Source organism: Streptomyces sp. CB02058, assembly GCF_001905505.1.
Taxonomy (GTDB): Bacteria; Actinomycetota; Actinomycetes; order Streptomycetales; family Streptomycetaceae; genus Streptomyces.
Window position 1 is genome coordinate 66,401 of the sequence record NZ_LIPG01000003.1, and the last position, 15,654, is coordinate 82,054.

At 71.3% G+C, this 15,654-nt stretch carries 12 protein-coding genes; 9 read left to right on the forward strand and 3 right to left on the reverse strand.

Annotated elements, in window-relative coordinates; all coding sequences use genetic code 11:
• Positions 1-195: 195 nt before the first annotated feature.
• Together nrdR and AMK10_RS14035 are read left to right on the forward strand one after the other, a co-directional pair.
• Positions 196-711: a transcriptional regulator NrdR gene (gene nrdR, locus AMK10_RS14030; RefSeq protein ID WP_073748111.1), complete on the forward strand. Its 516-nt coding sequence runs from the start codon at positions 196-198 to the stop codon at positions 709-711.
• Between the two features lie 156 nt (positions 712-867).
• On the forward strand, positions 868-3,771 hold the full coding sequence (locus AMK10_RS14035) for a vitamin B12-dependent ribonucleotide reductase (protein ID WP_073748112.1): 2,904 nt from the start codon (positions 868-870) through the stop codon (positions 3,769-3,771).
• Positions 3,772-3,943: 172 nt separating this feature from the next.
• On the opposite strand, the gene AMK10_RS14040 is transcribed toward AMK10_RS14035, so the two are convergent.
• The gene (locus AMK10_RS14040; protein ID WP_073748113.1) at positions 3,944-4,474 is read right to left on the reverse strand and encodes a TerD family protein; all 531 of its coding nucleotides are present in this window, start codon (positions 4,472-4,474) and stop codon (positions 3,944-3,946) included.
• A 203-nt stretch (positions 4,475-4,677) separates the two neighbouring features.
• On the opposite strand from AMK10_RS14040, the gene AMK10_RS14045 reads away from it, so the two are divergent.
• The 6 genes from AMK10_RS14045 (at position 4,678) to AMK10_RS14070 (ending at position 11,096) form a co-directional block, all read left to right on the forward strand.
• Positions 4,678-5,283 (forward strand): YdbC family protein, encoded by a 606-nt coding sequence (locus tag AMK10_RS14045; RefSeq protein ID WP_073748114.1) that lies wholly within the window; start codon positions 4,678-4,680, stop codon positions 5,281-5,283.
• 202 nt (positions 5,284-5,485) lie between these two features.
• Positions 5,486-6,145 carry a histidine phosphatase family protein gene (locus AMK10_RS14050; RefSeq protein ID WP_073748115.1) on the forward strand — a complete coding sequence of 220 codons (660 nt, stop codon included), beginning with the start codon at positions 5,486-5,488 and terminating at the stop codon, positions 6,143-6,145.
• Positions 6,146-6,157: 12 nt separating this feature from the next.
• Positions 6,158-7,075: an ADP-ribosylglycohydrolase family protein gene (locus AMK10_RS14055; RefSeq protein ID WP_073748116.1), complete on the forward strand. Its 918-nt coding sequence runs from the start codon at positions 6,158-6,160 to the stop codon at positions 7,073-7,075.
• Between the two features lie 263 nt (positions 7,076-7,338).
• On the forward strand, positions 7,339-9,216 hold the full coding sequence (locus tag AMK10_RS14060) for a DUF4153 domain-containing protein (RefSeq protein ID WP_073748117.1): 1,878 nt from the start codon (positions 7,339-7,341) through the stop codon (positions 9,214-9,216).
• A gap of 452 nt (positions 9,217-9,668) precedes the next feature.
• On the forward strand, positions 9,669-10,379 hold the full coding sequence (locus tag AMK10_RS14065) for a ribonuclease HII (RefSeq protein WP_073748118.1): 711 nt from the start codon (positions 9,669-9,671) through the stop codon (positions 10,377-10,379).
• 60 nt (positions 10,380-10,439) lie between these two features.
• Entirely contained in the window at positions 10,440-11,096 is a 657-nt protein-coding gene (locus AMK10_RS14070) for a hypothetical protein (protein WP_073748119.1), read from the forward strand.
• A 56-nt stretch (positions 11,097-11,152) separates the two neighbouring features.
• On the opposite strand, the gene AMK10_RS14075 is transcribed toward AMK10_RS14070, so the two are convergent.
• Entirely contained in the window at positions 11,153-11,785 is a 633-nt protein-coding gene (locus tag AMK10_RS14075; protein ID WP_073748120.1) for a hypothetical protein, read from the reverse strand.
• Between the two features lie 216 nt (positions 11,786-12,001).
• Positions 12,002-14,173 (reverse strand): RecQ family ATP-dependent DNA helicase, encoded by a 2,172-nt coding sequence (locus AMK10_RS14080; protein WP_073748121.1) that lies wholly within the window; start codon positions 14,171-14,173, stop codon positions 12,002-12,004.
• Between the two features lie 111 nt (positions 14,174-14,284).
• Here AMK10_RS14080 and AMK10_RS14085 point away from each other — a divergent pair, with 111 nt between their 5' ends.
• Entirely contained in the window at positions 14,285-15,628 is a 1,344-nt protein-coding gene (locus AMK10_RS14085; RefSeq protein WP_073748122.1) for a DUF4192 domain-containing protein, read from the forward strand.
• The last annotated feature ends 26 nt before the right edge of the window (positions 15,629-15,654 follow it).

Consider the following 15,654-nt stretch of genomic DNA (forward strand, 5'->3'; position numbering starts at 1 on the left):
CGGGCGCGACACGCGCGGGGGCATGAGTGGGGCGAAACCCTAGATGTAGTGGTTGGATTGCTGACGCAACCCACAAGTAGTGGTCCCCGGTCTCAGAGGGCCGAGTTCATCGCCTATGCTTGTGGCTGTCCTCAAGGGCCCGGGAGCGGGCCGTCGAGGGCTGAATCAGACGTGCCGTGAAGGAGGGTTGGAGCCATGCACTGCCCCTTCTGCAGGCACCCCGACAGCCGGGTCGTGGACAGCCGCACGACGGACGACGGGACGTCGATCCGACGGCGCCGCCAGTGCCCCGACTGCTCCCGTCGCTTCACGACGGTGGAGACCTGCTCGCTGATGGTGGTCAAGCGCAGCGGCGTGACCGAACCCTTCAGCCGCACCAAGGTCATCTCGGGTGTCCGCAAGGCGTGCCAGGGGCGGCCGGTCACCGAGGACGCGCTCGCGAAGCTCGGCCAGCGGGTCGAGGAGGCGGTGCGGGCCACCGGCAGTGCCGAGCTGACGACCCACGACGTGGGCCTGGCCATACTCGGCCCCCTGCAGGAGCTCGACCTCGTCGCGTACCTGCGCTTCGCCTCCGTGTACCGGGCGTTCAACTCGCTCGAAGACTTCGAGACAGCCATCGGGGAGCTGCGCGAACAGCGGCCCCGGGCAGAGCAATGCGGGAACGGCGAGCCCCTCGAGGCTCCCGCGCCCGCCGCTGTCGCCGCTGATTGATCACCAAGGCCGGCCGGCAGGGCGGGAGAGCCGGCGGCGGGCGGCACCAGACCTGCTCCGGGGCGCTGTGCGCGGCGTCCGGAGCATCAGACACAGACTGTGCCCTGGGAAGAACTGGGCACTTCAGGGCGTTTTTGCCCACATATGGGAGGCGGCATGACAGAGACGGCGAGCGGCCCGGCACGAGGTTCCCGCACCAAGGGAGCCAAGTCGACTGCGACCAAGCAGGGCCTGCGCATCGAGCGCATCCACACGACCCCCGGCGTGCACCCGTACGACGAGGTCGCGTGGGAGCGCCGTGACGTCGTCATGACCAACTGGCGCGACGGCTCGATCAACTTCGAGCAGCGTGGCGTCGAGTTCCCCGACTTCTGGTCGGTGAACGCGGTCAACATCGTCACCAGCAAGTACTTCCGGGGTGCCGTCGGCACGCCGCAGCGGGAGACCGGCCTGCGGCAGCTGATCGACCGGATCGTGAAGACCTACCGGAAGGCCGGCGAGGACTACAGCTACTTCTCGTCCCCCGCCGACGCCGAGATCTTCGAGCACGAGCTGGCCTACGCCCTCCTGCACCAGATCTTCAGCTTCAACTCGCCGGTCTGGTTCAACGTCGGAACACCCCAGCCGCAGCAGGTCTCGGCCTGCTTCATCCTGGCCGTCGACGACTCCATGGAGTCCATCCTCGACTGGTACAAGGAAGAGGGGATGATCTTCAAGGGCGGCTCCGGCGCCGGCCTGAACCTCTCCCGCATCCGCTCCTCCAAGGAACTGCTCTCCTCCGGCGGCAACGCCTCGGGTCCGGTCTCCTTCATGCGCGGTGCCGACGCCTCCGCGGGGACGATCAAGTCCGGTGGCGCCACCCGCCGCGCGGCCAAGATGGTCATCCTCGACGTCGATCACCCCGACATCGAGAACTTCATCGAGACCAAGGTGAAGGAGGAGGAGAAGATCCGCGCCCTGCGTGACGCGGGCTTCGACATGGACCTGGGCGGCGACGACATCACGTCCGTCCAGTACCAGAACGCCAACAACTCGGTCCGCGTGAACGACGAGTTCATGAAGGCCGTCGAGTCCGGCGGGAAGTTCGGCCTGCGCGCCCGGATGACCGGTGACGTCATCGAAGAGGTGGAGGCGAAGTCCCTCTTCCGCAAGATGGCGGAGGCCGCCTGGGCCTGTGCCGACCCGGGCATCCAGTACGACGACACGATCAACCACTGGCACACCTGCCCGGAGTCCGGCCGCATCAACGGCTCGAACCCCTGCAGCGAGTACATGCACCTGGACAACACCTCGTGCAACCTGGCCTCGCTGAACCTGATGAAGTTCCTCAAGGACGACGGCGAGGGCCACCAGTCCTTCGAGTCCGAGCGCTTCGCCAAGGTCGTCGAGCTGGTCATCACCGCGATGGACATCTCGATCTGCTTCGCGGACTTCCCGACCCAGAAGATCGGCGAGAACACCCGCGCCTACCGTCAGCTGGGCATCGGTTACGCCAACCTCGGCGCCCTCCTGATGGCGACCGGCCACGCGTACGACAGCGACGGCGGCCGCGCGCTCGCCGGAGCCATCACCTCGCTGATGACCGGCACGTCCTACCGCCGCTCCGCCGAGCTGGCCGCGGTCGTCGGCGCGTACGACGGCTACGCCCGCAACGCCGAGCCGCACCAGCGCGTCATGAAGCAGCACTCCGACGCCAACGCCGTGGCCGTCCACGTGGACGACCTGGACTCGCCGATCTGGGCCGCCGCCACGGAGGCCTGGCAGGACGTGCTCCGCCTCGGCGCGAAGAACGGCTTCCGCAACGCGCAGGCCTCGGTCATCGCCCCCACCGGCACCATCGGTCTCGCGATGTCCTGCGACACCACCGGTCTCGAGCCCGACCTCGCCCTGGTCAAGTTCAAGAAGCTCGTCGGCGGCGGCTCGATGCAGATCGTCAACGGCACGGTCCCGCAGGCGCTGCGCCGCCTCGGCTACCAGCCGGAGCAGATCGAGGCGATCGTCGCCCACATCGCCGACCACGGCAACGTGATCGACGCCCCCGGCCTCAAGATCGAGCACTACGAGGTCTTCGACTGCGCGATGGGCGAGCGTTCCATCTCGGCCATGGGCCACGTGCGGATGATGGCGGCGATCCAGCCGTGGATCTCCGGCGCGCTCTCCAAGACGGTGAACCTGCCGGAGACGGCCACCGTCGAGGACGTCGAGGAGGTTTACTTCGAGGCGTGGAAGATGGGCGTCAAGGCGCTCGCGATCTACCGCGACAACTGCAAGGTGGGCCAGCCCCTCTCCGCCAAGACCAAGGAGAAGGAGAAGGAGGCGGTCACCGCCAAGGCCGAGGACACCATTCGTACGGCCGTCGAGAAGGTCGTCGAGTACCGTCCGGTCCGCAAGCGCCTGCCCAAGGGCCGTCCCGGCATCACCACCTCGTTCACGGTGGGCGGCGCCGAGGGTTACATGACCGCCAACTCCTACCCGGACGACGGTCTCGGCGAGGTCTTCCTGAAGATGTCCAAGCAGGGCTCCACCCTCGCGGGCATGATGGATGCCTTCTCGATCGCGGTCTCGGTCGGCCTGCAGTACGGCGTGCCGCTGGAGACCTACGTCTCCAAGTTCACCAACATGCGCTTCGAGCCGGCCGGCATGACGGACGACCCGGACGTGCGGATGGCGCAGTCGATCGTCGACTACATCTTCCGCCGCCTGGCTCTCGACTTCCTGCCCTTCGAGACGCGTTCGGCGCTCGGCATCCACTCGGCCGAGGAGCGTCAGCGCCACCTCGACACCGGTTCGTACGAGCCCGCCTTCGGCGACGACGACATGGAGAGCCTGGCGCAGTCCGCTCCCGTGCACGTCGAGCCGCTCAAGGCGGTCGCGTCGCCCGAGGAGAGCGCCGCGGAGAAGCCGGCCCCCAGGGCCGCGCACACCTCGGCCGAACTGGTCGAGATGCAGCTCGGCATCAGCGCGGACGCCCCGCTCTGCTTCTCGTGCGGTACGAAGATGCAGCGGGCAGGTTCCTGCTACATCTGCGAGGGCTGCGGCTCGACCAGCGGTTGCAGCTGACACCGGGCGGAACGGCGCCGGACGCCATGTCCGACGTGATCCGCGCAGGTGGCTGACCAGCAGCTGACGAAAGGGGACCGGCCTGTGGCCGGTCCCCTTTCGCGTGGGCGCTGGGCGCGGTCTCCGGAGGGTTCTGCCGCGCGGTTGTGGCGGAGCGGCGCGACGCCCGGTGTCAGTCCGAGCGGCTTCCCATCGTCGCGGCGAACGAACCGGGATCGCCCTCGAACCCCCGGACGGCGGCACGGAAGCCCCAGGCCCCCGAGGCGTCCCGCACGAATTCCGCGACGACCGCGGCGGTCGCGGACGCCACCCGCGAGAAGTCGTCCTCAGCCAGACTGGTGTAGCCCTCGCTGATCTGCACGGCCGTGTGCTCTATCTCGCCGAAGGTCTTATGGCCGTCGCGCTGCTGGATCGCGACGCCGACCACGACCCTGGCGTACGCGTCCGAAAGCCGGTCCAGTTCGAGCGTCATGACCTCGTCGAAGCCGAAGCCCTGGCCCGTCCGGCTGTCCCGGTTCAGGGTGATCGTGCCGTCCGGGGACCTGCTGTCGAAGTGCACGAGGTAGGCGGGACTGCCGTAGGGCGCGTCCGCCCCGTACGTGGCCGCGATGATGTCGAGGTCGTTGGCGGGTTCACCGAAGGCGCTGGGGTCCCATTTGACCCTCACTTCGACCTTCTCGATGTCCTTGTTGGGAGTGCTCACCGGACGTGCCTCCTCGCTGCTGGGCCGACGGACCGCTTCCACCCTCAGATCATGTCCGTAACTGTCCGTGAATCCAACCGCGTTGGAATCGGACGGCGGATTCGGGCCATCGCACGGCGGGACCCCGCGAACCGGGGGCACCGGCGGCGGCCGGAACCCCCGGAGCGTGACCCGCGCCACGCCGGGCGCCGTACGATGGCGCGGTGCTGGTCAAGTGGATTCGCTGCACCGTGGTGGACCGCCGCGGTTTCGAGCGGGGGCAGCGGAAGTGGGCGGGGCTGCTCGGCGAGCCCGGATTCCGGGGACAGAGCGGTGGGTGGAGCCGGGGGCGGCCCGACGTGGCCCACGTGTTCGCGTTCTGGGAGAACCGGGTCTTCTACGACTCCTTCATGGCCCGGGAACACGGCCGGCTGGCCGCCGAGCAGTCCGGCACGTACAAGGACATGCAGGTCAAGCTCTTCGAGTACCGCTTCGACGTGAAGACCGGCTTCGAGCCCCACTTCACCGACGCGGACGTGGTGCGGGTGGCGCACAGCCGGGTGTACGAGGACCGCGTCGACCATTTCGCGCTCATGCAGCAGAGGGTGTGGAACCCGGCCATGGCGGGATCCCCCGGGATGCTGCGCGGCGTCTTCGGGGAGGCGCCGGGCCACGAGTTCCTGGTGCTCTCGATGTGGCAGTCGAGCGCGGAGCGCGGTAAGTACCGGCCCGAGAGCATCGCCCGGCTCGCTGCGCGGGCGGAGGCCGAGAGCGACGTCGAGGAGCTCACGGGGGACGTGGTGCAGCTGGAACCGTCCTGGACGGTCTGACCGGCTTCGCGACCGCCGTTCCGTCGTGGACGGTGCTGCCCCGGCTTCCCGAGGGCTCTTCCCTCGTGGACGGTGCGCCCCGGCTTGCGGACGTCCGTTCTCCCCGCCGACGCGCCCCTGCACCGCCGTTCCCTTGGTCACATACGCCCGATGGGGCCCGCACAACCGCTCGATCGTGCCGAACGCCCTCTAGGGTCGGTACATGGCACGACCGCAGCGCATCGTTCTCGTCCGGCACGGTGAGTCGGAGGGCAACGTCGACGACACGGTCTACGAACGCGAGCCCGACCACGCCCTGAGGCTCACCGGGAGGGGCCTGCACCAGGCGCGGGAGACGGGCGCCCTCCTGCGCGACCGGTTCGGGGACGAGCGGGTCAGCGTGTACATCTCGCCCTACCGGCGCACCCACGAGACGTTCCGGGCCTTCGGCCTCGACCTGGAGCGCGTACGTGTGAGGGAGGAGCCCCGGCTGCGCGAGCAGGACTGGGGCAACTGGCAGGACCGTGACGACGTCAGGCTGCAGAAGGCCTACCGGGACGCGTACGGCCACTTCTTCTACCGCTTCGCCCAGGGCGAGTCCGGGGCGGACGTCTACGACCGGGTCGACGCCTTCCTGGAGAGCCTCCACCGCAGCTTCGAGGCCCCCGACCACCCGCCGAACGTCCTGCTGGTCACCCACGGGCTGACCATGAGGCTCTTCTGCATGCGGTGGTTCCACTGGTCGGTGGCGGAGTTCGAATCGCTGTCCAACCCGGGCAACGGCGAATCCAGGACGCTGCTGCTGGGTGAGAACGGCCGCTACACGCTCGACAGGCCCTTCGAACGGTGGCGGACCCCTGAGCCGTACGGCATCACCGGATAGAGTGGGAGTGCGATGACCGCTGACTCCGCTTCCGACCGGCGCTTCGAACGCGCTCTGGCCAGCCTGCGTGGACTGTCCGTGGGAGATGCCCTCGGCTCCCAGTTCTTCGTCCCGGCCAACTACCCCCTGCTCAAGAACCGGGCCCTGCCACCCGGCGCCTGGCAGTGGACCGACGACACCGAGATGGCCTGCTCCGTGCTCGCCGTGCTGACCGAGCACGAGCGCGTCGACCAGGACGCGCTCGCCCGGTCCTTCGCCACGCATCACGACTTCGACCGGGGCTACGGGCCCGCGGTGAACCGGCTGCTCAGGCTCGTGAGGGAGGGCGGCGACTGGCGCGAGCTCGCGTCGGCGCTCTTCCAGGGCCAGGGCTCCTGGGGCAACGGCTCGGCGATGCGTATCGCGCCGCTCGGCGCCTGGTACGCGGACGACCCCGAGCAGGCCACCCATCAGGCCGAGATCTCCTCCTACACCACCCACCAGCACCGCGAGGCCGTCGTGGGCGCCATGGCCGTCGCCGCGGCCGCCGCTCTCGTGGCCGCGCCGGGAGGGCCGCCCACGCCGGCTGGGCTGCTCGACGGCGTCGTCGCGCTCGTCCCGCGCAGCGCGGTCGGAGCCGGCCTGCGCCGGGCGCGCGACATGCTGGACTACCGGGACGCGGGGACGGTCGCGGCGGTGCTGGGCAACGGCCGCCGGACGAGCGCTCACGACACCGTGCCGTTCGCGCTCTGGTCGGCGGCGCGGAGTCTCGGCGACTTCGAAGAGGCGTTCTGGGTGACTGCGCAGGCGGGCGGCGACGTGGACACCACGTGCGCCATCGTCGGCGGCGTCGTCGCCTCGGGGGGCGCGGCCGGTGCCCCTCCGTCCGACTGGCTGGACCGGACGGAAGAGCTGCCCGGCTGGGTCCCGCTCACTCGGGCGAGCCGCTGACGGACCCGTCGGGGCCTGCCGGCGGACCCCGTGGGGCCTGGTGCCGCAGCGTCGGCTTCGGGGCGCCGCCCGGGGCACCCCTTGTCATGTCTACTGTCACGGTCCTGCCACAGGGCAGGCCCTGACCGCTCGGAGAGCCGGGTCGGGACTTACTCTTTCCGCCACGCCGCCCTCATTGATCTTGATGGCGCGCGACCGGAAACACCGGGGCCCTCGTGCCGTGAAGTGGCCGTGCGAGCGGACCCCGGTGGGGGGAGGGGTCCATGTCAGATCAGCCGTCCGAGGCGTCCAGTCAGCCGTCCGAGGCGTCCAGCAGACCGGAGGCGTCACCAGGGTCCGACGCGGCCGCGAAGCCGCCGGCGGGGAGCGATGCGGCCTCCGGGAGCACGCGTGGGGTGCAGCCGCAGAGCGGTGCCGCCTCCGAGGGCACCCGCGGGGTCAAGGCGGAGAGCGGGGCCGCCTCCGAGGGCACCCGTCGGGCGAAGGCGGCAAGCGTGCCGCAGCAGATGCCCGCAACGCCCGCGTCGCCGCGGAACCCGGACCTGGACGTGGACGTGCCGAAGGTCCCCGCTTACCTCCAAGGGCCGCCTTCGGGGGACGTCTGGCAGCGCCGGGGGCAGCAGCAGCCGCCGAGCGTGCTGGCCCGGCTGCGTCCCCCGCCCCCGTCCGGGATCGGGGCGGCGACGCTCTGGTCCGTCCTCGCCACGGCCCTGCTCAGCGGGCTCCTGCTCGGTGACGGCCTGGGGATCAACCTGCTGATCGTGGCCGTGCCCGCCGCCGTGGGGGCGTACTTCGCCGCACGCGAGGCAGGGCGCAGGCTGCGCCCCTGGACGATGGTCTGGGCGCTGGGCGGCCTCGGGCTGCTCGCGGTCCCCGCGCTCCGTGACGCGGGCTGGCCGGTCTTCCTCGCGGTGGTGTCGGCCCTCGCTCTCGGCTCGCTTGCCCTGCACGGCAGCCGCAGCTGGCCGGGCGTCCTGCTCGGATCGGTGGGGCTGTTCCCCTCGGTCGCGGGAGGGGTGCGCTGGGGATGGCGCGGGGTGCGCGACCGGGCGGACGACTCCCGGGGCAGGGTGCGCACCGTGGTGCGCACCTCGGTGGTGGCCCTCGTGCTGCTCATCGTGTTCGGAGCGCTGTTCGCCAGCGCGGACGCGGCCTTCGCCGATCTGCTGAGCAGCCTCAGCCCCGATGTCTCGGTCGGCGACAGCCCGTGGCGCGTCTTCCTCTTCGCGCTCGGCCTCGTCGGAGCTCTCGCCGCGGCCTACAGCGCCGCCGCGCCGGTGCGGTGGGACCGCATCGTCGTACGCCCCGGCAAGGCCAGAGGCCGCGTGGAATGGGCACTTCCGCTGATCGTGCTCAACCTGCTCTTCGCGGCCTTCATCGCGCTTCAGCTCGTCGTCCTCCTCGGTGGGTACGACAAGGTGCAGGAGGAGACGGGGCTGACGCCCGCCGCGTACGCCCGCCAGGGCTTCTGGCAGCTCCTCTGGGCCACCGTGCTGACGCTGCTCGTCATCGCCCTCGCCCTGCGCTGGGCTCCGCGCGGCGGTCACCGCGACCGCACGCTGGTGCGGAGCGTGCTCGGCACCCTGTGCGTACTCACGCTGGTGGTCGTCGCCTCCGCGCTGCGCCGCATGGACCTCTACGTCGACGCCTTCGGGCTGACCCGGCTGCGCATCTCGGTGGCGGCCGTGGAGCTCTGGCTCGGGGTGGTCCTCGTCCTCATCCTCGCGGCCGGCGTCTTCGGCGCGAGGATGCTGCCGCGAGCCGTCGCCGTGAGCGCTGCAGTCGGTGTGCTGGCGTTCGGACTGATCTCGCCCGACGGGCAGATCGCCGAACAGAACGTCCAGCGGTACGAGAGCGACAGGACCATCGACATCCAGTACCTGAAGGGGCTCTCGGCGGACGCGGTGCCGGCCCTGAACGAGCTGCCGGAGCCTCTGCGCTCCTGTGCGCTGGAGAACTTCCGGCGCGACGCCGCCACGCCGGACACTCCGTGGTACGCGACCAGTTGGGGCGAGGAGCGGGCCCGGGACCTCCTGGAGAAGCACCCCCTGGAGGATCACGGGAGCGAGTGCTACGGCGTGGGCAGGGAAGCCGACGAGCGGGACGGGTACGAGGAGGAGGACTCCTACGACCCCTACTGAGCCGTCCCGGACCGTCGGCCGGTCTCGGCGCACGGCTCGACACTCCGAACACCTGGCCGCGTGCCAGGCGTTGACGGGAGCGCGCCCGGGACACGGGCCCGGCGCCTCCCAGGTCGTCCGGGTGCCGTGTCCGGGGGGCGGGGTGAGCGTCCGAACCCGGTTCACGAATGCGATGCGGCGGGGCGTCGAGAGGTGTATCTGACCTCTTCTGGGTGGCGATACCTTCCTGGTGAGTCACCTTTCCTGAATGTGCGGGTGTGAATCACTGGGCGGCGGGACCGCGGGGGACGTCCGGCCGGTCCTGGGGCGAGTCCCTCCGTGTCCGCCGCTCCCGTCCCGCCCGCCGGAGACCGGTCCGGCGGGCCCCTTGTGCGGCGTAGTCCGTACCGGATCACCGGACGGTGCCCCCGGGGTGTTCTTGCCGTGCCCATCGGCGTAACCTGGCAGGCGCCATGCCGTACGAACCACCCACGCACACCGTCGAGCGCTCACTGCGCGCTACCTCCGGTGCCAGGACCGTCGCAGGTGTCGACGAGGTCGGACGCGGAGCGTGGGCCGGCCCCGTCACCGTGTGCGCGGCCGTCACCGGTCTCCGCAGACCTCCCGAGGGCCTCACCGACTCCAAGCTGATCAGCCCCAAGCGCCGGGCGGAACTCGCCCCGCTGCTCGAGAAGTGGGTCACCGCCTACGGGCTGGGGCACGCCTCGCCGCTGGAGATCGACGACCTCGGCATGACCGCCGCGCTCCGCCTGGCCGCGGTCAGGGCGCTGGAGGCACTGCCCGTGTGCCCCGACGCCGTGATCCTCGACGGCAAGCACGACTACCTCGGGCAGCCCTGGAACGTCCGTACGGTGATCAAGGGCGACCAGTCCTGCATCGCCGTCGCGGCGGCCTCGGTCATAGCCAAGGTCCACCGCGACACGATGATGGCCGAACTGGGCGCGGACACGGGGCAGTACGCAGACTTCGCCTTCGGCGCGAACGCGGGTTATCCGTCACCGGTTCACCGGGCCGCGCTGGAGGACCAGGGGCCCACGCCCCACCACCGCCTCAGCTGGTCCTACCTCGACGCGCTGCCCAGGTGGCAGCACCTGAAGAAGGTCCGATTCTCCGCCGAGGCGGCCGCACTGGAAAGCGGGGGCCAGCTCGGCTTCGACTTCTGATCGCACAGGCGCACCCATCCGCCGACGCGTACCGCGCCGGCCGTGACAGACAACCCATTCATGCCTCTCATCCCCGAGGAGCCTCAGATTCCCGAGAGCGCCCAGGGTCCCCGCGTTACTCCGGCCGCCGGCCGCACCGCGCCGACCCCCCGTCCCGTACCTGGTCCGCGTTCCGCGGCCACGCCGCGTCCCGGAAGCCCGGGCCGCGGCCCCGCGCGGCCCGCGCCCCCGGCGCAGCGCCCGCATCCCGCACCCCCGGTTCCCGCTGCTCCGGCACCGGCCGCGGCCGGGGTACCGGCCGCCCGGAAGCTGCCGGAAGACTCTTCCGCGGCACAGTTCCAGCTGATCCCCGCCCCGGCGGAAGGCGCGGTCGACGCCGCCGACGAGGCCGTCGACCTGCTGCTCGATTCCGGGCGGGCACCCGGTGACATCCTGGTGCTCACCACCGGCGAGCAGCACCCCTGGGCCGCGCACGAACTCTCCTTCGGAGAGGCCGCGTACTGGGCCCAGCACGACGCCGGTGACGACGTCTTCTTCGCCCGCACGGCGAACGCCGACCGCTGCGCCCCGCGTTCCGTGGTCGTCGTCGCGGTCAACGGCAACCTTGACGAGACCTCGGCCCGCGCCCTGTCCGACGCGCGGCAGCGCGCCGGCGCGCTGCTGATCGTGTGCGGGGACCCGCAGAAGGTCAACGAGGCGCTCGGCGCCGGCGTCTGAGTCGCACGCCCGTGGGTCCCGCCCGTCCATGAGGACGTCCGGGGCCCACGTCCGTCTCAGCGGGCAGCGCTCCGACGCAGTGCCTCGGCCGCTCCGCCACCGGTGCGCAGCGGAACCGGATCATGGTCGGCCGAGGTGTCGGCCAGCGCCGAGGGTCTGGACGACAGCGTCGGTCTGCGCCCGCCCCGGCCCTCGCCGAGGACCTGCCAGCCCCCGCGCGTCAGGGTGATGTAGGCCCCGCACCGGAGGCCGTGCAGGGTGCAGGCGTCCCGCAGCCCCCACATCCACGCCCCGTCCTCCTCCGTCCACCGCTCGTCGCCCTCGCGGCAGTAGAGCAGGACGGCCGTACGCACCGGCGTGCGGCGGCGCAGGTCGTGCGGGATCACCCGGCGCAGATGCGCCAGCAGGGCGTTGCGGAACTCCCAGCCGTCCGTGGCCAGGGTGGTCCGTCTGGTGAACGAAGCGCTGGCCGTCAGGCGCTCCTCGTGATCCAGTACGGCGACGACCGCGGTGGCGGGCGTCGGCCGGTGCCGGGCGTGGAGTCCGCTGACGACCTCACGCGGACTGCGGAGCAGCGGTATGCCGGCCGCAGCCCACTCGGCCGGTTCGAGCATCCTGGCAACGTGGTTGACGGAGCCCGCGGACGCGGACAGTGAAGTGGCTGCGGACGGAGCGAATCCGAAGGTCACGGTCCTCCCTTCGCTACGCGCCCACGATGCGGGCAGGGTCGAGTGAGGGCGCGCCGCGGCACAGCCCTTCCGGGCCCGCGAAAAGACCGTGCGGGGAGCGACTCCAATTCTTCCTGTCGTACCGGCGGGCGGCAACGAGCAATTGGTGCGGCTGACGGGTATGGGGCGGAATGGTACGGATATCCCTGCCCGTTCAGCGCCGGACGATGCCAACTGTCACGCCTGAACGGCGAGGACCAGCGGAAACACCCCTTCGGCTCCGGCACGGCGCAGCAGACGCGCCGCGACCGCGAGTGTCCACCCGGTGTCGGAGAGATCATCCACGAGCAGGACGGGACCTCCGGCGGACGCGAGAGCCTCCGCCAGGGCGGGCTCGACGACCAGGGCCTCGTGCAGCGCCTTCACCCGCTGCGCGCTGTTGGTCTGGGAGATCCGCAGGTCCTCGCTCCCCGGCGCGTAGGCGACCGTACCCAGCAGGGGCATCCGGCCGATCTCCGCGATACGGCTGCCGAGCGACTGGACCAGCTGCGGCCTGCGGCGCGAGGCGACCGTGACGACACCGACCGGCCGCGGGGCCGCGTCCGGGGCGCCTGACGCCCAGCCGCCGGGCCCCTTCGCCCAGTCGCTGACGACTGTGACGACAGCGTCGGTCACATCATCGGGAACCGGGGCGTCCTGAGCCTGCGCCGCGAGGAGCGGACGGAGTCTGTTGCCCCAGCCGATGTCCGAGAGCCGGCCGAGCGCCCGGCCGGGATGGGCCAACTCGCCCGCCGGGATGCGGCCCTTGAGCTCGACCCCCACGGCGGCCAGTCCGGTGGGCCACATCTTGCGCGGCTCCACCTCCACCCCGGGCCTGCCCAGCTCGCCACGCGCCCCGTCGAGAGCCGCGGTGGAGACCTTGTCGTCGAACCGCGGGCCCGCGCAGTTGTCGCAGCGCCCGCACGCGGTGGCCTCCTCGTCGTCCAGCTGGCGCCGGAGGAACTCCATGCGGCAGCCGGTGCCGGAGGCGTAGTCGCGCATGGCCTGCTGTTCGGCCGACCGCTGCCGTGCGACCCACGCGTAGCGATCGGCGTCGTAGACCCACGGCTCGCCCGTGGAGATCCAGCCGCCCTTCACCCGCTTCACCGCACCGTCCACGTCCAGCACCTTGAGCATCGTCTCGAGACGGGTGCGCCGCAGATCGACCAGCGGCTCCATGGCGGGCAGCGACAGGGGACGGCCGGCCTGCGCCAGGACGTCCAAGGTCCGGCGCACCTGCTCCTCCGGAGGGAAGGCGACGGAGGCGAAGTACTGCCAGATCGCCTCGTCCTCCTTGCCCGGGAGCAGCAGCACCTCCGCGTGATCCACTCCACGCCCCGCGCGGCCGACCTGCTGGTAGTAGGCGATGGGGGAGGACGGCGAACCCAGGTGCACGACGAAGCCGAGATCGGGCTTGTCGAACCCCATGCCGAGCGCTGAAGTGGCCACGAGGGCCTTGACCCGGTTGGCCAGCAGATCGTCCTCCGCCTGCTGACGGTCGGCGTTCTCGGTCCGGCCCGTGTACGACGCGACCGGATACCCGCACTGGCGGAGATAGGCGGTGATCTCCTCGGCCGCCGCGACGGTGAGCGTGTAGATGATGCCGGAGCCCGGCAGCTCCCCGAGATGGTCGCCCAGCCAGGCCAGGCGGTGCGCGGCATTGGGCAGTTGCAGCACACCCAGACTGAGGCTCTCCCGGTCCAGCGGGCCCCTCAGGACCAGCGCGTCCGTGCCCGCACCCGTGCCCAGTTGCTCCGCGACGTCCGCCGTCACGCGCGCGTTGGCGGTGGCCGTCGTGGCGAGCACCGGAACCCCCGCCGGCAGGTCGGCGAGCATGGTCCGCAGCCTTCGGTAGTCCGGCCGGAAATCGTGGCCCCAGTCCGAGATACAGTGCGCCTCGTCGACCACGAGCAGACCGGTCGCGGCGGCGAGCCGCGGCAGCACCTGGTCACGGAAGTCCGGGTTGTTGAGCCGCTCGGGGCTGACCAGGAGCACGTCCACCTCGCCCGCGGCCACTTCCGCCTGGACGGTCTCCCACTCCTCGGTGTTCGAGGAGTTGATCGTGCGCGCGCTGATCCCCGCTCGTGCGGCCGCCGCCACCTGGTTGCGCATCAGCGCCAGCAGCGGCGAGACGATCACCGTCGGTCCGCTTCCCCGGGCGCGCAGCAGCGAGGTCGCGACGAAGTAGACCGCGGACTTCCCCCACCCCGTCCGCTGGACGACCAGCGCTCTGCGCTTGTCCGCGACGAGTGCCTCGATGGCCCGCCACTGGTCCTCGCGCAGCCGGGCGGCGCCCGAGGCGTCCCCGACCAGGCGGGCAAGTACGGAATCGGCCGAGGCCCTGAGATCTGCGCGGTCTGCGTTGGTCATGCCCCCATGCAACCCGATGCCTACGACAAACCGCGAACGGCCGTGCGCCACCTGTGGATAACTTTATCCACAGGGGTCGCGGAAATCGGCGGCTCGCGGGACGGTCATGCCATGAACAACCATCACGAATCCATCGGCCCGTCCGACACGCAGCAGATCACCCTGCGCGGCCCCGCCGAGCTCGCCGACGCCCTGCCCTATCTGATGGGTTTCCATCCGAACGACAGCGTGGTCATGGTGGCCCTGCACGGCGGGCGGGGCCGGTTCGGGGGCCGCCTCAGGCTGGGTATCCCGAGCGAGCCGCAGGAGTGGGAGCCGGTCGCCGACCAGCTCGCGCAATGTCTGATCGCGGGGAGCGAGAGGCGCGAGTCGCGCCCCGACGCCATCGTCGTCTTCCTGTGCCAGGACCCGGCCGAGGGGGAGAGTCCTCCGCAGACCATGGAGCGGCTGAGGCCACTCGCGCAGCATCTGCGGACCGCCTGCGGGGCGCGCGACGTTCCCGTACTCGAAGCGCTCTGCATCTCCGACGGCCGGTACTGGTCCTACTGCTGCCCCGATGCCCGTTGCTGCCCAGCCGAGGGCAACCCGCTGGCACTCCCGGGCACCACGGTGATGGCGGCGGCAGCCGCGTACGCCGGGATCCAGGTGCGCGGTTCCCTGCGGGACATGGAGGCGCGGCTCATGCCGTGGGAGTCCCCGGCGGCGAAGGAGCAGGAGAGCGCTCTGGACTCGGCCGGCGCCGTGCTGGTGTCCCGGATCCTCGACGTCGACGGGCGGGGCGAGGTGGCGCGGGAGACCCTTGCGGTCGCGCGTGACCTCATGGAACGCCTCGGGAGCGCTCCGGCCGTGGGCGCCGCCGGGGCGGACACCGCTGACGACGCCCTGATCACCCCGGAGGAGGCGGCGTCCGTGATTCTCGGCCTCCAGGACCGGGAGACCAGGGACAGGGCCGCCGAATGGATGGAGGGGCGGGAGGCCGGGACGGCCCTGCGGCTCTGGCGGGCGCTCTCCCGAAGGTGTGTCGGTCCGTACGTCGAGCACTCGGCTGCGCCGCTCACACTGGCCGGCTGGGTCTCCTGGTCCACCGGCGACGAGGCGGGCGCCAGGGTGGCGCTGGCGCTCGCTCTGAAGGCCGATCCCGACTACACGTTCGCTCAACTGCTGCACCAGGCGTGCAATCAGGGCCTGGACCCGGAGACGCTGCGCCGCTGTCTGCGAGGCGAGCGGGGCCTGCGTGCCGGTCACGAGGACGGCGGCCGTCAGGATCGTGCTGCCCGGCGTCCGGATCCGGGGGGCGCGGGCCGGCAGGCGCACCCCCGGCCCGCGAAACGTGTACGGAGGGCGACGGCCCGGACCGCACCGGGCGAGGCCACCCGTCCCCGTCCGTCCACCGGCAGGCGCCGGGTCCGGGTGGCCCGGCGCCGGGCGCACCGGAGCGCCGAGAACGGGGGCTGACGGGCTTCTGCCCGCCGGTGGGGCCG